This is a genomic window from Roseibium salinum (assembly GCF_026240905.1).
GTDB classification, from domain to species: domain Bacteria; phylum Pseudomonadota; class Alphaproteobacteria; order Rhizobiales; family Stappiaceae; genus Roseibium; species Roseibium salinum.
The window spans coordinates 3,232,804-3,253,917 of record NZ_JAPEVI010000003.1 but is presented as its reverse complement, the minus strand read 5'-3'; the positions used below and the strand labels follow the sequence as shown (position 1 = coordinate 3,253,917).

22 protein-coding genes are annotated in these 21,114 nt (G+C 56.3%); 16 read left to right on the top strand and 6 right to left on the bottom strand.

Going from position 1 to position 21,114, the window contains the following annotated elements; all coding sequences use genetic code 11:
- Positions 1-183: 183 nt before the first annotated feature.
- Genes gmd through ON753_RS19575 form a run of 6 tightly spaced genes read left to right on the top strand, consistent with a single transcriptional unit; the run spans position 184 to position 6,611 of the window.
- Entirely contained in the window at positions 184-1,239 is a 1,056-nt protein-coding gene (gene gmd / locus ON753_RS19600) for a GDP-mannose 4,6-dehydratase (RefSeq protein WP_265964640.1), read from the top strand.
- A gap of 41 nt (positions 1,240-1,280) precedes the next feature.
- Complete coding sequence (locus tag ON753_RS19595) at positions 1,281-2,201, top strand: GDP-L-fucose synthase family protein (RefSeq protein ID WP_265964639.1); 921 nt, start codon at positions 1,281-1,283, stop codon at positions 2,199-2,201.
- Between the two features lies 1 nt (position 2,202).
- Positions 2,203-3,378 (top strand): DegT/DnrJ/EryC1/StrS family aminotransferase, encoded by a 1,176-nt coding sequence (locus ON753_RS19590; protein WP_265964637.1) that lies wholly within the window; start codon positions 2,203-2,205, stop codon positions 3,376-3,378.
- 56 nt (positions 3,379-3,434) lie between these two features.
- Positions 3,435-4,304, top strand: coding sequence for an alpha-1,2-fucosyltransferase (locus tag ON753_RS19585; protein ID WP_265964635.1), 870 nt, complete (start codon positions 3,435-3,437; stop codon positions 4,302-4,304).
- On the top strand, positions 4,301-5,305 hold the full coding sequence (locus tag ON753_RS19580; protein WP_265964633.1) for a glycosyltransferase family 2 protein: 1,005 nt from the start codon (positions 4,301-4,303) through the stop codon (positions 5,303-5,305). Before ON753_RS19585 ends, ON753_RS19580 begins: the two co-directional genes overlap by 4 nt.
- Before the next feature lie 31 nt (positions 5,306-5,336).
- Positions 5,337-6,611, top strand: coding sequence for a glycosyltransferase family 4 protein (locus ON753_RS19575; protein ID WP_265964632.1), 1,275 nt, complete (start codon positions 5,337-5,339; stop codon positions 6,609-6,611).
- A gap of 242 nt (positions 6,612-6,853) precedes the next feature.
- Here ON753_RS19575 and ON753_RS26855 read toward each other — a convergent pair whose 3' ends face one another.
- Both ON753_RS26855 and ON753_RS26850 read right to left on the bottom strand, forming a co-directional pair.
- Complete coding sequence (locus ON753_RS26855; RefSeq protein WP_377047125.1) at positions 6,854-7,216, bottom strand: FkbM family methyltransferase; 363 nt, start codon at positions 7,214-7,216, stop codon at positions 6,854-6,856.
- Between the two features lie 24 nt (positions 7,217-7,240).
- A complete protein-coding gene (locus ON753_RS26850) occupies positions 7,241-7,441 on the bottom strand; it encodes a class I SAM-dependent methyltransferase (protein WP_418068010.1) in 201 nt (66 codons plus the stop codon).
- A gap of 497 nt (positions 7,442-7,938) precedes the next feature.
- Here ON753_RS26850 and ON753_RS19570 point away from each other — a divergent pair, with 497 nt between their 5' ends.
- From ON753_RS19570 to ON753_RS19560, 3 genes are all read left to right on the top strand, one after another.
- Positions 7,939-8,700: a glycosyltransferase family 25 protein gene (locus ON753_RS19570; RefSeq protein ID WP_265964631.1), complete on the top strand. Its 762-nt coding sequence runs from the start codon at positions 7,939-7,941 to the stop codon at positions 8,698-8,700.
- 261 nt (positions 8,701-8,961) lie between these two features.
- Complete coding sequence (locus tag ON753_RS19565) at positions 8,962-10,044, top strand: glycosyltransferase family 2 protein (RefSeq protein WP_265964630.1); 1,083 nt, start codon at positions 8,962-8,964, stop codon at positions 10,042-10,044.
- Between the two features lie 38 nt (positions 10,045-10,082).
- On the top strand, positions 10,083-10,793 hold the full coding sequence (locus ON753_RS19560) for an FkbM family methyltransferase (RefSeq protein ID WP_265964628.1): 711 nt from the start codon (positions 10,083-10,085) through the stop codon (positions 10,791-10,793).
- A 158-nt stretch (positions 10,794-10,951) separates the two neighbouring features.
- Here ON753_RS19560 and ON753_RS19555 read toward each other — a convergent pair whose 3' ends face one another.
- On the bottom strand, positions 10,952-12,001 hold the full coding sequence (locus ON753_RS19555; protein ID WP_265964627.1) for a glycosyltransferase: 1,050 nt from the start codon (positions 11,999-12,001) through the stop codon (positions 10,952-10,954).
- Positions 11,991-12,938, bottom strand: coding sequence for a glycosyltransferase family 2 protein (locus tag ON753_RS19550; protein WP_265964626.1), 948 nt, complete (start codon positions 12,936-12,938; stop codon positions 11,991-11,993). Before ON753_RS19550 ends, ON753_RS19555 begins: the two co-directional genes overlap by 11 nt.
- 178 nt (positions 12,939-13,116) lie before the next feature.
- Between ON753_RS19550 and ON753_RS19545 the strand changes: the two genes are divergently transcribed.
- Genes ON753_RS19545 through ON753_RS19520 form a run of 6 tightly spaced genes read left to right on the top strand, consistent with a single transcriptional unit; the run spans position 13,117 to position 19,319 of the window.
- Positions 13,117-14,739 carry a long-chain fatty acid--CoA ligase gene (locus ON753_RS19545; protein ID WP_265964624.1) on the top strand — a complete coding sequence of 541 codons (1,623 nt, stop codon included), beginning with the start codon at positions 13,117-13,119 and terminating at the stop codon, positions 14,737-14,739.
- Positions 14,736-15,557 carry an SDR family oxidoreductase gene (locus tag ON753_RS19540; RefSeq protein ID WP_265964622.1) on the top strand — a complete coding sequence of 274 codons (822 nt, stop codon included), beginning with the start codon at positions 14,736-14,738 and terminating at the stop codon, positions 15,555-15,557. The genes ON753_RS19545 and ON753_RS19540 overlap by 4 nt, the downstream gene beginning before the upstream one ends.
- Positions 15,558-15,595: 38 nt before the next feature.
- Positions 15,596-16,036: a MaoC family dehydratase gene (locus tag ON753_RS19535; RefSeq protein WP_323054811.1), complete on the top strand. Its 441-nt coding sequence runs from the start codon at positions 15,596-15,598 to the stop codon at positions 16,034-16,036.
- 4 nt (positions 16,037-16,040) lie between these two features.
- On the top strand, positions 16,041-17,027 hold the full coding sequence (locus tag ON753_RS19530; RefSeq protein WP_265964620.1) for an NAD(P)H-dependent flavin oxidoreductase: 987 nt from the start codon (positions 16,041-16,043) through the stop codon (positions 17,025-17,027).
- A gap of 25 nt (positions 17,028-17,052) precedes the next feature.
- On the top strand, positions 17,053-18,288 hold the full coding sequence (locus ON753_RS19525; RefSeq protein ID WP_265967211.1) for an acyl-CoA dehydrogenase family protein: 1,236 nt from the start codon (positions 17,053-17,055) through the stop codon (positions 18,286-18,288).
- 2 nt (positions 18,289-18,290) lie between these two features.
- Entirely contained in the window at positions 18,291-19,319 is a 1,029-nt protein-coding gene (locus ON753_RS19520) for a phosphotransferase family protein (RefSeq protein WP_265964617.1), read from the top strand.
- A gap of 27 nt (positions 19,320-19,346) precedes the next feature.
- On the opposite strand, the gene tsaA is transcribed toward ON753_RS19520, so the two are convergent.
- The gene (gene tsaA, locus ON753_RS19515; protein ID WP_265964615.1) at positions 19,347-19,811 is read right to left on the bottom strand and encodes a tRNA (N6-threonylcarbamoyladenosine(37)-N6)-methyltransferase TrmO; all 465 of its coding nucleotides are present in this window, start codon (positions 19,809-19,811) and stop codon (positions 19,347-19,349) included.
- Positions 19,812-19,846: 35 nt separating this feature from the next.
- The gene (locus ON753_RS19510) at positions 19,847-20,728 is read right to left on the bottom strand and encodes a helix-turn-helix transcriptional regulator (RefSeq protein WP_265964613.1); all 882 of its coding nucleotides are present in this window, start codon (positions 20,726-20,728) and stop codon (positions 19,847-19,849) included.
- Between ON753_RS19510 and ON753_RS19505 the strand changes: the two genes are divergently transcribed.
- Positions 20,707-21,111: a hypothetical protein gene (locus ON753_RS19505; RefSeq protein ID WP_265964611.1), complete on the top strand. Its 405-nt coding sequence runs from the start codon at positions 20,707-20,709 to the stop codon at positions 21,109-21,111. The genes ON753_RS19510 and ON753_RS19505 overlap by 22 nt on opposite strands.
- The last annotated feature ends 3 nt before the right edge of the window (positions 21,112-21,114 follow it).

Genomic DNA, 21,114 nt, shown 5'->3' with positions numbered 1-21,114 from the left:
GATAAATCCAGTGTGGTATCGGAGTGGCCGGGCCGGCGGATGCGTTCAGAGGTTTATTTTGCCGCAGACTTCGGATATCGCAGGGCAAGCCTGATTTTTGCGGGCGGGGAAGCCTGTCGGGTGGTTGGCGCAGGACCGCCCGGTATAATGGCGCGATACAAGACAAAGCGGAAACTGGATTGAATGTCGGACAGAGCCAAAGTTGCACTCATCACAGGCGTTACCGGACAGGACGGCGCCTATCTGGCACAGCTTCTCCTTGACAAGGGCTATATCGTCCATGGCATCAAGCGGCGTTCCTCCTCGTTCAATACCGGACGTATCGAAAACATCTACCAGGACCCGCACGAGGAGAACGCCCGTTTCTTCCTTCACTACGGTGACATGACCGATGCGACCAATCTGATCCGGATCGTCCAGGAAACCCAGCCGGACGAGATCTACAACCTTGCCGCCCAAAGCCATGTCCAGGTATCGTTCGAGACGCCGGAATATACCGCCAATGCCGATGGTGTCGGCACCTTGCGGCTGCTCGAGGCGATCCGCATCCTTGGCATGGAAAAGAAGACCCGCTTCTACCAGGCCTCCACGTCCGAGCTTTACGGCCTCGTGCAGGAGGTGCCGCAGCGCGAGACGACGCCGTTCTATCCGCGCAGCCCTTACGCCGCCGCAAAGCTCTATGCATTCTGGATCGTGGTCAACTACCGCGAGGCCTATGGCATGCATGCCTCGAACGGCATCCTGTTCAACCACGAAAGCCCGCTGAGGGGCGAGACCTTCGTCACCCGCAAGATCACCCGCGCGGCAGCGGCCATCAAGCTCGGCAAACAGAAGAACCTCTATCTCGGAAATCTCGATGCCAAGCGCGACTGGGGCCACGCCCGCGAATATGTGCGCGGCATGTGGATGATGCTCCAGCAGGACGAGCCGGACGACTATGTGCTGGCGACCGGAGAGACGACGCCCGTGCGCACTTTCGTCGAATGGGCCTTCGCCGATGCGGGTTTTACGCTGGAATGGCAAGGCGAGGGCGTTGACGAGAAGGGCATCGACACGGCAACCGGCAAGGTTCTCGTCGAGGTCGACCCGCGCTATTTCCGCCCGACGGAAGTCGACCTACTGATCGGCGATCCGAGCAAGGCACACCAGAAGCTCGGCTGGCGGCACGAGACCGCAGTCCGGGACCTGGCGAGGGAAATGGTTGAGAGTGATCTCCTTGTCATGAGCAGGGGGAACTGAGGTGCGCCGCGATCAGAAACGCCAGCTTGGATGACCGTCAGATGAAAATTTTTCTCACCGGTGGCAGCGGCATGGTAGGCCGGAATATTGTGTCTCTTGCAAAGAAGTTTGAGATGGATGTGGTCGCTCCAAGAAGTAAAGAGGTCGATCTTCTGGACTTCGAACAAATATGTCATTTTATTGAGCGGTCAAAGCCCGATATCATCATCCATGCGGCCGGTCGAGTCGGGGGGATACAAGCCAATATAAGCTCCCCAGTACAGTTCCTGTCGGACAACTGGACAATGGGGCAAAACGTCGTTCTGGCCGGTCGGAAGGCCGGCGTGCAGCGCCTGCTCAATCTCGGCAGTTCCTGCATGTATCCGCGGGGTCAGGAAGAGCCGCTGCGCGAGGAGCAGGTACTTAGCGGAGCCTTGGAGCCGACAAATGAAGGCTATGCGATAGCTAAATGCGCTGTAGCTCGGCTCTGCGAGTACGTCACGCGGGAAGACCCGCAACTTCAATACAAAACGGTGATTCCCTGCAATCTCTATGGCCGTTTCGACAAATTTGAGCCGTCTGTTTCACATATGGTTCCAGCAATCATCCGCAAATTGTACCTCGCTCGCAAAGACGGTGAACGCATTGTAGAAATTTGGGGAGACGGTACAGCGCGGCGCGAGTTCATGCTGGCAGAAGATCTTGCCGATGCGATATTTTTTGCAATCGAACGTTTCGACGATATGCCTTCACTCCTGAACATGGGAGTCGGCACCGATTATACTGTCGATGAATACTATAGTATAGCGGCTGAGGTGATTGGATATAATGGTGAATTTCGCCATGACCTTTCCAAGCCGGTTGGAATGAAGCGGAAGTTGCTCGACGTTACACGTCAAAAGGCGTTCGGTTGGGGCCCTCGTACCAGCTTGCGCGACGGCATCCGCGCTACTTACGAATACTACTTATCAATGGAAGCATGAGATGTCTTATCCGCTAGCCAATTCTGCGTGGAATGAAGAAGAGTACGAGGCAATCCAGTCCGTAGTCCAGTCAGGCGAGTTCACCATGGGCCAGAAAGTCTCGGAGTTCGAACGAGCTTTTGCAGACTATATGGGAAGCAAATATTGCGTAATGGTGAATTCGGGTTCATCAGCCAACTTGCTCATGATCGCGGCGTTGAGATATCGTTCGGAGTCGCCGTTGATGCCCGGTGCGGAAGTAATTGTGCCTGCCGTGTCCTGGAGCACGACATATTACCCACTCTATCAGTATGGCCTTAAGCTTCGCTTTGTGGACGTTGATAAAGACACTCTCAACTACGATCTGGAGAGACTTGGAGCCGCAATTACTTCGGACACGCGGGCCATCATGGCTGTAAATCTTTTGGGAAATCCCAACGATTTTGGCCGCATAGCGGAGATCATTGGCGATCGGGACATTCTTCTTCTTGAGGACAACTGCGAGTCCATGGGAGCCGTATACGAGGGCAGGCAAACGGGGACATTTGGCTTAATGGGGACTTTTTCGTCTTTCTTCAGTCACCACATCTCAACGATGGAAGGCGGTATGGTGGTAACAGATGACGAAGAGCTTTGGCATGTTCTTCTTGCACTCCGTGCGCACGGCTGGACTAGAAATCTCCCTAAAGTAAATCGCGTGACCACCGAGAAGAGCGATGATGCATTCGCAGAGTCATTTCGCTTCATATTGCCGGGATACAATGTAAGGCCGCTTGAAATGAGCGGCGCATTGGGGCTCGCTCAAATTCGTAAGCTGCCCACAATTGTTAGCGAACGCCGGCAGAATGCCGACCGGTTTCTGCAGCTTATTAGGAAATATCCCTACCTCCGGGTTCAGAAAGAGATTGGCGAGAGTAGTTGGTTCGGTTTCAGTTTGATTGTCGAACCTGATGCCGGCGTGAGGCGTGAGCAACTGGTTGCGGCGTTTGGTGACGCACAGATTGACACACGCCCGATAGTCGCTGGCAACTTTACTAAGAATGAGGTGCTGAAGTGGTTCGATTATTCGATTCACGGAAATTTGGCCAACGCGGAGGTTGTAGACCAGGCCGGCCTTTTCATCGGCAATCACCACTACCCCCTCGTGCAGGAATTCGAACTCTTGGCCTCGGTGTTGGAACGAATTCGAATTACGTGATGCAATCCCCGAGTAAATAACGATTTATGTCAACTTGCTAAATAGCGGATTAGCGCGTGATCATTACACATATCATTGGCGGTCTCGGGAATCAGATGTTCCAGTATGCCGTGGGAAGAAGTCTGGCACTTGCCTCAGGGCAAACTTTGAGGCTCGATCTATATTCCATGGAGGAATACTCTACGCATGCATATTGTCTCGACCAATTGCGTATTTCGGCCGAGGTTGCGTCCAAGCGCGATATACCGACCAAACGGCGCAAGGGTGGATTTTTTGCCAAAGTGCAGCGGGTTCTGAGGACAAGCGGGAATCCCGTTGCGACGGTCAAGGAAAAGGGTTTTGCGTTCGATCCTTCTATTCTGAGCTTAAGGGGATCTGTATATCTGTTTGGATACTGGCAGAGCGAGAAATACTTCTCAGATATCGCCGACGCCATACGAAATGATTTTGCTCTGGCAACGCCTCTAACGGAGTCGCGTGAACAGATTCTAACAAGCATTCGGGGAAGCGAACGAGCGATTTCCGTTCATGTACGCCGTGGAGACTACCTTACCAATCCGACAGCCAATGCCTATCATGGAATCTGCGAAACAGACTGGTACCGGACTGCGATGAGGAAGATGGAGGATCGTTTCGGACGTGTGACCTTCTTTCTTTTTTCCGATGATCCCAAATGGGCACGAGAAAACATAAAGTCATCCAGTCCGATAGTTTTTGTCGAACCTAGATCCGACGGAAAAGACGCTCAGGATATGCATCTTATGGCAGCCTGCCATTCACACATCATAGCAAACAGCACATTCAGTTGGTGGGGCGCCTGGTTGAATCCTCGCAAAGAGAAACACGTCATTGCACCAATGCGTTGGTTCAAGACAGATAAGCATGATACCAAAGATTTGATACCATTGACTTGGGAACTCTTGTGATTGTTCCGCTGATCAGCGTGGTTGTTCCCGTCTACAATGGCGCCGAGACAATACGAGCGGGAATCGAGTCCCTTCTTTCTCAGTCGTTCCAAGACTTTGAAATAGTAGTAGTCGATGATGGTTCGACAGATGGAACCGCAGAAGTCGTAGGGGGCATTAATGATTCGCGAATCAAGCTTTTGCGGCAACAAAACAGGGGTGCAGCAGCAGCTCGCAACACGGCAATAAAGCAAAGCAGGGGAGAGTTCATCGCCTTTCAAGATCATGACGATTCATCTACGTCTCATCGGCTTGAAAAGCAGCTGTCCTTTCTCAGAACTCATACCGAGGTTGGAATTCTTGGCAGCAGATCGGTCATCATCGATCGGAATGGCCTGAGCCGTGGTGGTCACAATCATCCTTTAGCAGATGAACATTTACGATTCGAATTGATGTTCGATAATCCCTTTGTGACCAGTTCGGTCATGCTGCCTAGCAGGGTGCTCAAGGAAGTTGGCCTGTTTACTCTCGATTCCAAGCGTTTTCCCGAAGACTATGAACTTTGGTCAAGAATCTCTCGTCGCTTTAAGCTCGCCAATCTGCCCGACCGGATGATTTTGTATCGGAAATCTGAGGGAAGCTTGTCCAGTACTCATGTTGCGAAGCAAATCGCTCAAATCGCAAGTGAGAACATCGCATTTGCTTTGGGCCAATCCTCCCCTTCAACGGAAATAACTGATTTGGCGCTCTGGTATCATAAGCAATACCAATTATTATCACCGCGTCCGAATTTTTCCAAGATGTTTGAAATTATTCGGGACGTAGCTGCATTGCTGAGCGACGGTGGTTCAAGCAACCAAGACCTAAGCGCAATATCTGAGGACTTGATAAGAAAATTCATCGTGGAACGGCCTGCGCAATACATGCCGTTTGCACTTCGGTTGAGACGGCACTTGATGCGCCGCCACAAAAAGATCGTAGAATTGACCAAGAAACATCGTTCTCCCACAGAACGAAAATAGAAAACACCCTGTTTAGACTTTAGGATGCATCATGAAATGCCTCTTTTGTTGTGAGTTCTATTACCCCAGTGTCGGTGGTGTTCAGATGGTGATGCAACAGATTGCCGAACGTCTTGTCGAAAAGGGACACGAGGTGACTGTGGCGACAACCAAACTCGCAGAGCGTGAGGAAAGGTCGATAAATGGAGTGGAGATTGTCGAGTTCAATGTCACCGGCAATCTTGCCAAGGGTTTGGATGGCGAAGTTCAAGAATATCAATCTTTCCTAAAGAATTTTGACGCGGATGTACTCTTGATAAAGGCCGCCCAGCAGTGGACCTTTGATGCTGCCTGTGGGGTTCTCGATGAAATAAGAATGAAAACCGTATTCATTCCTTGTGGTTTTTCTGGGTTGCGCCGAGGGCTTTATCAGAAATATTACGAGGAAATGCCAAATATACTCAAAAAGATTGACCACCTTATCTTCTACTCAAGCGATTACCAGGACATCGATTTTGCGCGAAAGGAAGGCTTGGAAAACTATTCCGTTGTGCCGAACGGAGCCAGTGAAAGTGAGTTCGGCAGATATCCGGCGGATAATGATATCCGCGAGAAACTAGACATTTCTCCCGAGGCATTTGTATTTCTGACCGTGGGTGCGAGAAACGGTCAAAAAGGGCATGCTGAGGTCGCAGAAGCCTTTAGCAGAATGCAGAACACAACTGAGGCCCAGATAACACTAATTCTGAACGGTAATATTGTCACAAAGAAGAAGAATGAAAGAAAAAAGGGTTTAATGCGAAAGCTTAGAAGGAGTGTAAAGATCCTCTTGAACTTGCTTCTGCCTAATAAAATTGTTTTGAGAAACCAGGAGGACCGGATTTTTGTAAGCAAAATCAGGTGTAAGCTGAGGCGAAAGTTTCAATTGATAGAAACTGATCTCAAGAGACGCGATCTCGTAAAATTACTTTTTACATCCAATCTCTTTGTATTTGCATCGAAGACAGAATACTCACCATTGGTGCTCTTTGAAAGCGCAGCAGCAGGAACACCGATTTTGACGGTTCCAGTCGGAAATGCCGAGGAAATTTTGAGTTGGACCAAAGGGGGATATCTGTGTCCATGTGAAAAAGATGAAGTAGGCAACACGAATGTTGATTCCGCAATACTGGCGGAACATATGACATACGCACTTTCACATCAGCACGAAATGTGCCAAATGGGGGTGATGGGGCGGGAAGCGTGGGCAAAAGAATTTACCTGGGAAACCATAACCGAACGATATGAAGCAATTTTGCAGGCGACCTTGAACTCTGAAGCGGCATAGAAGAGATGCACTGCATACCGATCATGTCAATCTTGATCCGTGAATTCGAACGGCTGTGCTGCCAGAATTATAGTAAGTAATATGGTGAAACCAAGTAGCCCAACTCACCAACTACCACATAGTTTTCTCAGATAGCAGATTATGCGTTTGCATTTTTTGCCGTGGATTGGACATGTAAAGAAATCGCGGAGGCAGTTGATACTTACTGTTCCACTGCAACACTAGGCGATATTTCATTATTATTAGATCTTCTTCGCTATGAAATTGGTTGTATTAAAAAACTCGAGCTCTTCTGTGTATTTCTTGATCTTTGTAGGCCCAAACGGGGTTATTCGATAAATTTCGAAGTCGTACTCCTTAAAGAAGTACCAGAAATCTTGAAAAAAGGTTCGAGTATCAATGTTACAGCCACCAAATTCAAATTGTATTACATCTATGTGATGTATTGCTTCTCCAAATCCAGACAGAACGTCCAGTTCGTGTCCTTCCACGTCCATTTTGCAAATATCAATATGGGCCTTTTGAAGTTTTTCTATCCAATAATTTTCAAATCTTAATGTCCTCACTTGCTCGCTTACGTTAAATTCCAGTTTGTGATGTTTCACTCTGCGTTTTGTAAGGCTTGCTAATCAAGATCCAGGTTTATCCGAAAATAAAACTGCCGATCCTGTAGATGAAGATAGAGCAAATGGCTCGATTCGCACGTTAGATGCTTCTAGTTTCTTTCTAAGTATATCAATATTCGTGGATGAGGGTTCAAATAGAAATACTGTTAATTCCGGATAAGTCTTGAGTAATTCTAGTGTGTACGTTCCTTTGTTGGCGCCTATATCGATGGCTATGTTGGGCTCTTTCGTTGGGCAAATATCTCGTATTTGTTGGACCTCATAATTTACAGTGCTGCCGCCCCATCCTTTTCCGCGATAATGTGCGCAAGCGTTTTCAATTCTAGACAGATATTTTTCTGCAAGTTTATTTTTTTTCTACTCACGAATGACATGGCACTCTCATAGCTGGGTTCGCGGTGATCACATCGCGTTTAATTTTTACGGCCTTTCCGCATTGATTACACGGTCACTGGTTGTTTTTCTATAGTCGGCTGAAAACGCCGCTAACATTCTTCGGAGTAGCATATTCTCGCTCTCTTTTTCAAAAGCTATCCATTGGGCCCACAACTGACACTTGATCGAGCTATCAGCCTGGCAATTGCTCGATCATGCAAGTGCAAATTTGGTTGGATGAATTTGCTTTCTTCTTAAAGGCTCCGCAATATCGACTCCGCATCGCCCGATAACCTAAGACGAACACTGAGACAGGCAACTAGCGAATGAATGAACCTCAAATTCTAAAAACAGTTGTAGTAAATCTGGAGCGGTCCACCGAGCGCCGGTCCGATATGACAATGAAGCTTGAGGCGCTAAAGATCCCGTTCGAATTTTTTTCTGCGGTGGATGGACGGGCGGAAAGACACCCGCTGTTTGACCGATATGATCGACAGCTGGCATTAACGCGCTACGGTTTTGAATTGGCGCCGGGAGAGCTCGGTTGTTATGCGAGCCATTTTCTTTTGTGGCAGCGATGCATTGAAGAAGATCAGCCGATCCTGATCCTGGAAGATGATATCGACTTCGCATCGAACTTCAAATCTGCTGTCGACCTTGTCACTCAAAAAATAGACATGTTCGGGTTGCTTCGGCTTTCTGCTCACAAACCGAGAAAATTTGCAGTGTGCGAACAAGCGGCAAATGGCTTGAAGATCGTCCGATTTAAACGAGGCCCGCACGGCACTTCATCATACGCGATCTCGCCATCTGCCGCCAGGAAACTCGTCCAAGCTGCGCAGGTTTGGTTCGAACCCGTCGATGTTCATCTCGATCGCTTCTGGAAGCATGGCGTAGGCAGTTTCGGGATCATGCCGTTTCCCGTGCAGCACCTGGCCCTGTCGGCGACCCACTCCGAAATTTGGCAAGGTGCGCAACGCGGGAGTCGTTCGGCCGAATTTCGGCGGCAATCAAGATTCATTCGCATGCGAGAGAACCTTTCGAGATTTATCTCGAATATTCCGTATTTCGGCCGTTGGCAAAGCTGAGGAGAGTCAAGATCGAAATTCAGTTCGATAAGCTGAGCATCAGCTCCGGCGAGATCCGTTTCGGGAAGTAGACGAGAAGGAAGATGGATTTTGTGAGTAAATGGGATTAGAGCTTTGCGATTAATCCAAAACGTTGTGCTCATGTATGTGCTGACGAGCGGATTTTACTCGAACAAGGGTCTGTGAGTTGTGACAGGCGTATTCCGAATGGTGGAAAGTATTATTCTTGGCTAAAGTAAAAGAGTTCTGTGAAGCATTCGAGTGTTCGAATCCTCCCCCTACCAAGTGGAAGAGGGCTCGGTCACCGCGGTTGTTCTGGCGTATAATGAAGCACTTCGATTTCCCTATTTTCTGGATCACTACAGATCTTTGGGAATTTCGAATTTTATCGTGGTCGATAACAACTCCGATGATGGAACGGATGCGCTTCTGGAGGCGGCGAGCGATGTATTGGTGTTAAGAACCGGTAAGCCATATCGTGAGCATAAATCGAATTGGCGTCAGCTTATTTGTGATCGGTATCTCAATGGAAAGTGGGTCATATTTCCGGATGTTGACGAGTTGTTCGTCTACCCCCGCTGGCCTGAGGTCAAGATTCACGAGCTTACCGCGTATCTGGACCATTATGGTTACGAATGTATGTTTTCGACTATGGTAGACATGTACCCAAACGGCCCTATTCAGGACCTCAAATACCAAGCTGGTGATTCTTTTCTTGAGACATGTCCATACTTTGACGGTTCAGGATACCGGCATGTGCCGCTAAAAGGGGCTGGCGGGCGAGAATTCAACACACCAAAGCGGCATGTTTTCGGTGGCGCCCGTGAACGGCTCTTTCATCATAGATCCAAGCGCAAGCCGCACATATTAGATGCGATCCTATTGAGCACGGTCTTTCGTTTGCAGAGCAAAGCGCCAAACTCGCCTTTGGGCAGATATTTCGACCGACGCTTGTTTAAGCTGATCAAAGACGGATTACCCGGCGTCGATCCCCTCATGAGTAAAGTGCCCCTGATCAAGTGGCGATCGGGTCTTACCTTTTCAGGAGGTGTTCACAATATTGCTCAAGAAATTAAGATGGCACCTGACTGGGGCGCTTTGCTTCATTTCAAATACCTTGATGACTTTAGTATAAAGGTAACCGAGGCGCTTGAGCGGGGGCAGCATGCAGTAGGGAGTCGTTTTTACAAGGATTATGAATCTCATCTGGCCACGGTAATGAACGTGGGCGCGATGTCAAAGAGTAGTATTAAGTTCACAGGTCCGCAGGTCCTCTTGGAATGTGGTCTGATGAGAGAAACATCAGAATGTCGTCGGTATTTTGACAAGGCAACTGCCGATTAGCACTAGCGTGATGTGGAAAACTGTACAATATAAAGCAGGTGCTGATCGATATGTTGGGCGATTTCATGCGAAAAATTGCATATAAACTCAGACGAAAATTGAAACCAAGCACGATTGTAATCGATGGCATCAGAGTCACGGCCGAGCTCGACTATATCCCGGAACGAATTCGTAAAGAACTCTACCGGAAAAACTACGAAAAAGGTGAGCTTATACTCGCTAGAAAGACATTGAGGCCGGACGACCGCGTTCTGGAAGTCGGTGCGGGGACAGGGTTCATCAGCCTCGCCTGCGCAAAAATCTGTGGCCCCGAGCGCGTTCTCTCCTATGAACCCAATCCGGCAATGAAACGGGTAATCGAGAAAAATTACGCCCTAAACGGTCTGCGCCCCAACCTGAGGAATAAGGTCCTGGCTGTCGATACGGGCGAAGTCGAATTCTTTTTTTCCGATAACGTCTTGTCATCATCATTGATCGACCGCAAGCATGGCGGCGCGACGAGAGTTCAAGCGGACGCCATAGCTGACGTTGTTCAAGAACACGATCCAACGGCTATTGTAATGGATGTGGAAGGCGCGGAAATCGAGTTGCTACGGAATTGCCGTCTGACGAATGTTGCCAAAATAGTGGTTGAAATGCATCCACACATTGTTGGTCAGGACAAAATCGATTCACTGTCGAGTTACCTTGTCGATGCTGGTTTCACACTCGAAGAAAGTCTTGGAAAACGCTACCTGTTCGTCCGCTAACGCAGTCTCATCAGTTCCGCAGTAAGCGAATGAGAACTGACGATCGGTGGTGATTCTGCTTAACAAGCAATGCACCCTAAGAAATGAATTACAAGACCAATGCTTTGTTTGCGAAGCTGGCTCCCCGTAGCAAGCTGGATAATGTATTGTAAAAAATGTTAGGCAACTATCCCTAGATAGCTGATAAGCGTGTGATCTTCAGAATATCGGTCATCGAGACATTTGGCTGCACCTAATATAAGCTGATTCTCTAACGACTCAGAGCCCATAACCCCCCTCAACGCCCCCACCAGCCCCTCCACATCCCCACAATCCACCAACAACCCCGTCTTGCCATGCTCGATCAGCCAGCTCGGGCCTTGTGAGGCCGTGGCGATGACGGGGAGGCCGGCGTTCCAGCCTTCCAGGACGACGTTGCCGAGCGGTTCGTCGTCGGAGGGGCAGACGAGGATGTCGGCGGCTTTCAGGAATGGCGAGGGGTCGCGTTGCCAGCCGAGGAAGTGGGTGCGCTCAGTGACGCCGAGGGTGGCGGCGAGGGTTTTCAGCTCATCCATCAGCTCGCCGTCGCCGATCAGCCAGGCGTGAACAGTGTCCGGCAGCTTTTCCAAGGCCTTGATGATCAGGTCGAAGCGCTTGCGCTGGACGAACCGGCCGAGCGCGATCAGCACCGTTGCCTCCTGCGGCGTGCCGAAGTCCGCGCGGTTTACGGGTTCCAGGTCCTCCGGCAGCGGGTCGACGAAATTGCTGATCATGTGCGCCCTGTCGGCGGGCCAGCCCATCTCGACCGCCTGGCGGATAATCTCCGGCGTGTTGCCGATCAGCTGCTCGACATTGCCGTAGGTGCGGAACCCGTCCGGAAAGTCGCCGAGGCGCAGGAAGGTTCGCATGTTCGGGCCGGGTTTCGGCATCCACTTGCTGGCCGGGCTCATCCAGCCGAGCGTTGCCGTTGCGCCGAATTTGCGGATCTGGCGCGAAATGTTCCAGCGGATGACATGGCGCTTGAAATGCGAGCGGCTGAAGCGGACTTCGCGGACGTCGCAATGTTGCGCCAGTTCGTCCCGCCAGGGCCGCCCCGGGCGGATGAAGGCGATCTGGCGGACGCCTCTGCGGGCCAGCGCGCCTGACAGGCGCAGGAAGAAGCGCTCCGCGCCGCCGTCGACGCCGAGATGGATATGCGCGAGCTTTTGGGAAGACGAATCAGTTGCCATCGATGACATCATAATAATTATGCGCCCGCCCGAGGAGACCGCGCAGGTTGCCCGAGCCCTTCATCAGCCGGATCAGGCCGTAGTAATAGAGCTTTTCGCCGCGCTTCCTGGCGACCGGCTTCAAGACGAAGCCTATAATCGTCGCCAGCAGGCCGAAGAACATCCGCCGCGAGCATTTCGGGATGAAATGCAGCGCCGCCTTTGCCCGGCCCTCGCGCAGCACGATGTTGAAGGCGCCCGAGGTGGCCGCCATGTGCATGCGGCTGAGCAGCCGGCCGGTGGTGACGCGCGAGGCCGGAATGTCCTCTTCCACGAAGGCATCGTCCACCCAGATCATCTTCGCACCGGCGGCATGGGCGCGGCGGAAGAAGTCGATATCCTCGCTGCCGAAGGTCAGCCGTTCGTCGAAGCGCATCCCAAGCCCGTCCCTGGAAACGATCCGGGCACTTAGGAGCACGTTGTTGGTGGGCGCCTCGGTGATGACGGTGCCGGTCGGGCGCGATTTGAGAAGCTGGGATTTCCACCAGTGCGGCGCGGGCTGTTCGTAGATCCGCCGGACGGGCCCGTTGGCCACTTCGGCCCGGTGTTCGCGGCAGGCGGCCAGGAGCTTTTCGATCCAGTCCGGTTCGGAGCGCTCGTCGTCGTCGATCAGCGCGATCCAGTCCGGGCCGTGCTCAAGCGCCGCCTCCAGCGCCGTGTTGCGGGCAAAGGGTATGCCCTTGCGCTTCTCATGGTAGAAAAACACCGGCAGGGAAAGCCGGGTTTTCATGTCCTCCGCCGCCTGGCCTGCGAAATGCGGCACGGGATCGTTTTCCACGACCACGATCGCCAGTTCGGTTCCGTCCGGCTGAATCAGCTTGTCGAGGCTGTCGAGGCAGGCCTGCAGCATTTTCGGCCGCTGCGCTGTGCAAACGGCTATGACCAGCTTCTGGTTCATCGATGAACGTCTCGACTTTCATTGGGCGGCGGATCGGTTCCGGCAGGGTTTGGCCCAAGAGCTGCGCGCTGTCAAAGGGTTTTGCCGAAATGGACCTTCCCACTCCGCCTGCGCCGCGCTACGGTTCCCCTTCACCCTTTAAAGGTCTGCACTGGCAGACGTGTTTTGGGAGGAACACATGAAGGGATTGATGATGCACCGTCCGCTGAAAATCGCGGACATCATCACCTTTGCGGCGGACAGCCATTCGTCGGGCGAGATCGTCTCCGTGCGCACGGAAGGCGATATTCACAGGACAACCTACAAGGAAACGGCGGGCCGCATCGCGCAGCTGGCGCACGCGCTGCAAGGGCTGGGCGTGGGGGAAGGCGACAGGATCGCGACACTGGCCTGGAACGGCTACCGGCATTTCGAGCTCTACTACGCCATCTCCGGCATCGGCGCGGTCTGCCATACGATCAATCCGCGCCTGTCGGCGGAGCAGATGATCTATATCGTCAACCACGCAAGGGACGGGCTGCTGTTCACGGACGTCACTTTCGTGCCGATGCTCGAGAAATTACGGCCGCATCTGCCGGAAGAGCTGCGCATCGTCATCATGGCCGACCGGGGGCACATGCCGGAGACGACGCTCGAGGGCACTCTTTGCTACGAGGACCTCCTCGAGGGCCAGCCCGGCCAGATGGACTGGCCGGATTTTCCGGAGGACCAGGCCGCCGGCCTTTGCTATACCTCCGGCACGACCGGCAATCCCAAGGGCACGCTCTATTCGCATCGCTCGACCGTCCTGCACGCCTTGAGCATGTGCATCAGCATTCCCAAGGCCCTGCACGAAGGGACGAGGATCCTGCCCGTTGTGCCGCTTTTTCACGTCAACGCCTGGGGGCTACCCTATGGGGCGCCTTTGTCCGGCGCCAGCCTGATCTTTCCGGGCTGTGCCCTCGACGGCAAGAGCCTGTTCGACCTGATGGACCAGGAGAAGGTCTATTCCGCCTGGGGCGTGCCGACGGTCTGGCTCGGTCTGATGAACGAGATCAAGGAACGCGGCCGGCTGCCGGAAGGCTTCGGCGATGTCGTCGTCGGCGGCTCGGCCGCTCCGCGGTCGCTGATCGAGGCCTTCGAGAAACGGGGCGTCAATGTCTGCCACGCCTGGGGCATGACCGAGATGAGCCCGATCGGCACCCAGTGCAATCTGCCCCCGGACATGGATGATTTTCCCCTCGAGGAACGCATCGACCGCAAACAGTCGCAGGGCCGCCGCGTCTTCGGGGTCGATGTCAAGATCGTCGACGATGCCGGCATGCGCCTTCCCCATGACGGCCGGACGCCGGGCCATCTCTACGTGCGCGGCAATGCCGTCACGGCGGGCTATTACGAGGACCGGGAAGCTTCGTATCAGGCGTTCGACGAAGAGGGCTGGTTCTGCACCGGGGACATCGCCGCCATCGATCCGGACGGCTTCCTGCTGGTCACCGACCGCTCGAAGGACCTGATCAAGTCGGGCGGCGAGTGGATCAGCTCGCTCGATCTGGAAAACATCGTCATGTCCCATCCCGGCGTTGCCAGCTGCGCGGTTATCGCGGTGCCGGATCCGAAATGGGACGAGCGCCCGCTCTTGATCGTGCAGCCGCGCGGGGATGCGCAGCCGCAGAAGGAGGAACTCCTTGCTCTTCTTGCGGAACGGGTTGCCAAATGGCAACTGCCGGATGACGTGGTCTTTGTCGATTCCCTGCCGCTCACGGCGACGGGCAAGGTCTCCAAACTCACCCTCAGAAAGCAGTTTGCAAAGGAACGGGCATGACGCCGGACACATTGTTCAGCCTCTCCGGCAAGACCGCCCTGGTGACCGGCGGCGCAACGGGCATCGGCCGCATGGCCGCCGAAGGCTTTCTTGCCGCGGGCGCGCGGGTTCTCATCGCCAGCCGTAAGGCGGACGCCTGCGTGGCCGCGGCCGAAGACCTGAACGCGATGGGGTATTCCGGCAAGGCGGAAGGCTTTGGCGGCGATGTGGCAACGGAGGAGGGCATTTCCGCGCTCGCCGGGGAAATCGGCCGGCGGACGGAGCGCCTCGACATCCTGATGAACAATGCCGGAACCAGTTGGGGCGAGACGCTCGGCGCGTTTCCCTACGCGGCCTGGGACCGGGTGATGCGGCTGAATGTGGCCGGGCTGTTCCATCTTACCCAAAGCCTGCTGCCGTTGCTGGAAGCTGCGGCAAGCGACGATGATCCGGCGCGGGTGGTCAACTTGGGCTCCGTCATGGGCGAAACGGCCCACGGCGACCGGGCCTACAGCTACGCCGCCTCCAAGGCGGCGGTCCACCACCTGACGCGGATCCTTGCCAAGGAGCTTGCGCAAAGGCGCATCACCGTCAACGCGCTCGCCCCCGGGCCCTTCGTCAGCAAGATGACCGCCTTCGCCACGGCGGATGAGGATGTGCGCGCCCGCGTCGGGGGGCAGGTGCCGCTCGGCCGGGTGGGACGGCCGGAGGACATTGCCGCCGCGGTGCAGTTTCTGTGCGGGCACGGCGGATCCTACGTGACCGGGGCCATCCTGCCCGTCAGCGGCGGCATCAATGTCGAAACCGGGCCGGACCTGTTCCAGGAGGCCTACGAGTGACGGCAGTGCGCGTGCTTTCGGTCGACGCCTTGCAGGAGATGACAGGCAGGGAGGCAGGCGTGTCTTCCTGGTATCTGATCGACCAGGCCCGGATCGATGCCTTCGCGGAGGTCACCGGAGATCATCAGTTCATCCATGTCGATCCGGACCGGGCCGCCGCAACCCTCTTCGGCGGAACGATCGCCCACGGCTTTCTGACCCTGTCGCTGCTCTCCGTCATGGGACTGGAAGCGCAGCCGAAGATCGACGGCGCCGCCATGGGCATCAACTACGGTTTCGACCGGGTCCGCTTCCTGACGCCGGTCCGGGCCGGATCGCGCGTCCGTGGACGGTTCGTGCTGGCGGCGCTGAAACGGCCGAGGCCGGGCGAGATCGACATCACCTGGCAGGCAACGGTGGAGATCGAAGGCGGCAGGCGGCCGGCGCTGGTCGCCGACTGGATGAACCGGTTCCACCTCGATGACCGTGTGGAGGAATGACAAGATGTTGAAAGCCAGGGCACTGCCGAAAGTGCTGCAGAACCTGAGGCTACCCGCCGCGGCGGCGCCGCTTTTCATCGTTTCCTGTCCGGACCTGGTCATCGCCCAGTGCAAGGCCGGCATAATCGGCAGCTTTCCGGCGCTCAACGCCCGGGATGAACCGGGCGGTCCCGTCATGCTGGAGGTCTGGCTGAAGCGGATCACCGAGGAGCTCGACCGCTACAATCAGCACAATCCCGACCGGCCGGCGGCACCTTTCGCGGTTAACCAGATCGTCCACCGGTCCAACGAGCGGCTGGAGCGGGACATCGATATCTGCACCCGCTGGAAAGTGCCCGTCTGGATCACCTCCATGGGCGCGCGGGTCGAGGTGAACGAGGCCGCCCATTCCTGCGGTGGTATCGCGCTCCACGATGTCATCAACAACACCTATGCGAAAAAGGCGATCGCAAAGGGTGCCGACGGGCTGATTGCGGTCGCCGCGGGTGCCGGAGGGCATGGCGGTCCGCAGTCGCCCTTTGCGCTGGTCCGGGAAATCCGCGAGTGGTTCGATGGGCCGCTGCTGCTGGCCGGGGCCGTTTCCACGGGAGAAGCGCTTCTGGCCGCACGGGTCCTGGGCGCGGATCTCGGCTATATCGGCTCGCCTTTCGTGGCGATGGACGAGGCCGATGCGGACCCGGCCTATAAGGAGATGATGGTCAAGGGCGGCGCGGAGGAGGTCATGACATCTGCGCTCTTCACCGGCCATCCCGGCAATTATCTGAGGGACTCGGTCCGCAGGGCCGGGCTCGATCCGGACAATCTGCCCAAGGACTGGGACGCCAGCGTCATGCCGGACGACAGTCCGCTTCCGAAGGCCTGGCGGGAAATCTGGGGCGCCGGCCACGGCATCGGTGCCGTAAAATCGGTCGGCCCCGCCGCTGAGGTGGTCGACCGCATCGAGAGCGAATACCGTGCCGCCATCGAGCGGATGCGCGCAGAGATCTGTTAAGGGAGATATTCCGTTGCAAGCAAACATGGATCTGGGCGTCTCCGAGCGGGTGCGCCCGCTGATCGAGAAGGTCCGTCACATGGTCGAGACCGAAATCGCCCCGCTCGATGCCGAGTATCACCGCGAGGTTGGCCGCCATCCCACCGGCGACCGCTTCCAGCTCACCGACCGGCAGCTGGAAATCCTGGCCGAGCTGAAGGGCAAGGCCAGAGAACGCGGCCTCTGGAACTTCTGGCTCACGGACAGCGACAGCGGCTACGGCCTGACGACAGTGGAATACGCCTATCTGGCCGAGGAAATGGGCAAGGTCGGCATCGCGGCGGAAGTGTTCAACTGCAACGCGCCCGACACCGGCAACATGGAGGTGCTGGAGCGCTACGGCACCGAAGCTCACAAGGAGCGCTGGCTGAAGCCGCTGCTTGAGGGCGGGATCCGCTCCGCCTATCTGATGAGCGAACCGGACGTCGCGTCGTCCGATGCCGCCAACATTTCCCTCGAGGCGGTCCGGGAAGGCGCGGGCTGGGTCCTCAATGGCGAGAAATGGTGGGCCACCGGCGCGGGAGATCCGCGCTGCAAGCTCTATATCGTCATGGCCCGCACGGCTCCGGAGGCCCACAAGCACAGCCGTCATTCCATGTTCCTGGTCCCGGCGGATGCGCAGGGGATCGAGGTCCTGCGGCCGATGCAGGTGTTCGGTGCCGACGATGCGCCCCACGGCCACATGCATATCCGCTTCACCAATGTCCGCGTGCCGGACGAGGGTCTGGTCCTGGGAGAGGGGCGGGGATTCGAGGTCGCTCAAGGCCGTCTGGGGCCGGGCCGCATCCACCACTGCATGCGGGCGATCGGCCAGGCGGAAAAGGCGCTGGAGTTCCTGTGCAGGCGGGCGCTGAGCCGCGAGGCCTTCGGCAGGAAGCTGGTGGAGCTCGGCGCCAATTACGACATCATCGCCAATGCGCGCATGGAAATCGAAATGGCCCGGCTCCTGTGCCTGAAGGCCGCCTGGGTCATGGACACGCAAGGCACCAGGGCCGCCCAGCCGTGGATCAGCCAGATCAAGGTGGTGGCACCCCTGATGGCGCTGAAGGTGGTCGACGAAGCCATGCAGGTTCACGGCGCCGGCGGCATCAGCCAGGACTATCCGCTTGCCGCCATGTGGACGCACCTGAGAACCCTTCGTTTCGCCGACGGGCCGGATGCCGTGCACCGGCGCCAGGTCGCGCGGGCGGAGCTGCGCAAATACGCGAACGGCAAGGTCTGAGCATGTCCGGGCGGCAGGGCGACGTCGACATCAGGGCGCTGACCGGCTGGCTGGAGCAGAACATGCCCGGCTTTTCCGGCCCGGTCCGCCTTGAAAAGTTCGAACGGGGTCAGTCAAACCCGACATACAGGCTGCTGGCCGGCTCCGGCGACTATGTGCTGCGCCGCAAGCCTCCCGGTGCGCTGCTCAAGTCGGCCCACGCGGTCGATCGGGAATTCCGGGTGCAGAAAGCCCTTGCCGGGTCGGATGTCCCGGTCGCGGGCATGCATGTCCTGTGCGAGGACGAAACCGTCATTGGTTCCGCGTTTTACGTGATGGAGCGGATCGCCGGCCGCAATTTCGACGACCCGCGACTGCCGGACATCGATCCGGCAACGCGCGCCGGGATTTATGCGGAGATGAACCGGGTGCTGGCGGCCATTCACCTGATCGACCTCAAGGCGCGCGGCCTCTCCGACTTCGGTCCGGCCGGCAACTACTACCGGCGCCAGATCGACCGCTGGAGCAAGCAGTACCGGGCCAGCGAAACCGAGGTCATTCCGGCCATGGACGAACTGATCGCCTGGCTGGATGCCAACGTGCCGGAGGACGACGGCAGGCGGACGCTGGTCCACGGCGACTACCGCATAGACAATCTCCTGTTCGCCGAAGACGGCGCGCGCTGCGTCGCCGTCCTCGACTGGGAACTGTCCACCCTCGGCCACCCCTTTGCGGATCTCGCAGCCCTGATCATGCAATGGCAGCGCCCGCCCGGTCCGGAAGGCAGGGGCCTTGCCGGGGTTGACCGCAAGGCATTCGGCATTCCGGACGACCAGGCGTTTATCGATAGCTATTGCGAACGCACGGGGATCGGTGGCATTTCGGATTTCGGCTTTTATCTGGCCTTCTGCTTCTTCCGCATGGGCGCAATCCTGCAAGGCGTCAAGAGGCGCGCCCTGGACGGCAATGCTTCAAATCCGGAGCTCGGACTGCGGCTCGGCGCCACCGTGCCGGACTATGCCGCGGGTGGTCTCGAGGCCGCCCGGTCTTGAGAGCAGACGGAAGCCGTGTGAAAGGCGTCAGGGCTTTGGCGGGGCCTTGGGCGAAAAGGCGCAGCGGTCGGGCTTGAGGTCGATGAGCGGTGTTCCGTTCAGGCAATCGAGCCCGCGTACGATGAGATTCGGCCCGTCGACCGATATCAGCTTCGCCAGCACCGTGCCGATCGGGTTGGGGCGCACCGGAGAGCGCAGGGCAAAGGTGCCGTAGGTTCGCTCGCTGTGGGAGGGGTTCTGGACGATCAGGTCCCGACGTGCCTTGTTGAGCCAGTAAAGAACCTCAACGCTCTCGTAATCCTCTATACCCTGCAGCGCCGGCACCCAGGGCTCGAATATCTCGATGCGGCATTCAGGACCATCCGTCCTGCCCTGCCGCGGGCAGTCCTTCCGGTCGTTCCAGGGTGTATGAATGCGGCCGATGAAATACAGCCGGGCATCATCGGGTGCCGGGATAGGAACCGCGATTTCATGCGGGCGGATATCGTACATGCGCGTTGTCCTGTGGGGAGCAAGAGGAGCCGGGATCAGGGCGACAGCCAGCGCACCGACCCTAATACCTCCAGACGGTACCCGCCAAGGGCTTCCGCCTTTTCTACGAAGTCCTGCGTATGCGCGAAGGCGAGGAGCTGTTGGCAAGGCTCGGTGAAATAGGATCTTCGGTCGATCAGCAGGTCGAAGCTCTCCTCCACCAGCGGCAGGAAGCCGAGCTTGTATTGTCTTGCCATGGCTTCGATGCCGAGGGCGGCATCCGCATCGCCGGCGGCGACGGCGGCTGCGGCCTCGCCCTCGGTATGGGCATGGCCCTTTGGGCCGGCCAGCTTGTCTTCATCGACGCCGGCCTCTGCAAGCAGGCTGGAAAACAGAAGCGCCGCGCCCGCGCCGGGCTGGCGCAGCGCAACGCGTTTGCCCTCCAGATCGCCGACCGAGCGGATGCTCCGGGCCGATTCGGGCGAGATCAGCAGACCCCTTTGGCGAATGGCCCAGGCGACCAGGACCGCGTTGGTAACGCCCAGACCGGCCGCCGAGGCAACGTTCCAGCCGGTGTCTTCGGGAATGTGGATGCCGGCAAGGGCCGCCTTGCCCTCTTCGAACCGGGTCAGCCCGTCCCGGCTGCCGTTGCAAAGGGTTGCAAGGCCGCATCCCGATGCGCGTACGGCCCAGTCCAGCAGCGGATCGTGCGAGCCGGCCAGGACATCCGGCCGTTCTCTGGTCGCCTTCGATCCGGTACCGTCGATCCAGGCGTGAATCTCCTCGGCCGGAAAGAGCAGCTTGCCGGTAATCCGGCGGTGCGGGATTTCGTCGGCCGCGGCGAGGTCGTAGACTTTGCGTTCCTTCACCCGCAACAGATCGGCCACTTCCCTTGTGGTCAGAAATTGAGGGCGCCGTGGTTCGTCTTGCTGTAGCATCGTTCCTGTCATCCGGCCGGAACTTAGCTGACAGATTGCAGGCAGCACAAGGTCATGCCGCCGTTCCGGGATCATTTCATGACGTTCCTGGACAACCGGATAGGCGCGCGACAGAAGACACTTTTGGGTGGGAGGAGAGATCTCTCTCCGGCGCAGACATTTGGCACTCGGTGAATATTCCTTTCACCGAGTGCTTCACGTTGAGTAAAAAATTCCCGGCCGTGGCACTTTGCAAAATATTAAATCGGCCGCTGGCTAAAAAATATCCAATTTTTTTCAATAACCCCTTTCCATACGGCGTCTTTTTTGTTTTTCTATGCGCGATCGCAGGTGGCGGTAGCTCTTGGACGGCAGTCGTCATTCAAGTGGCGTTGCTTGCGTGACCA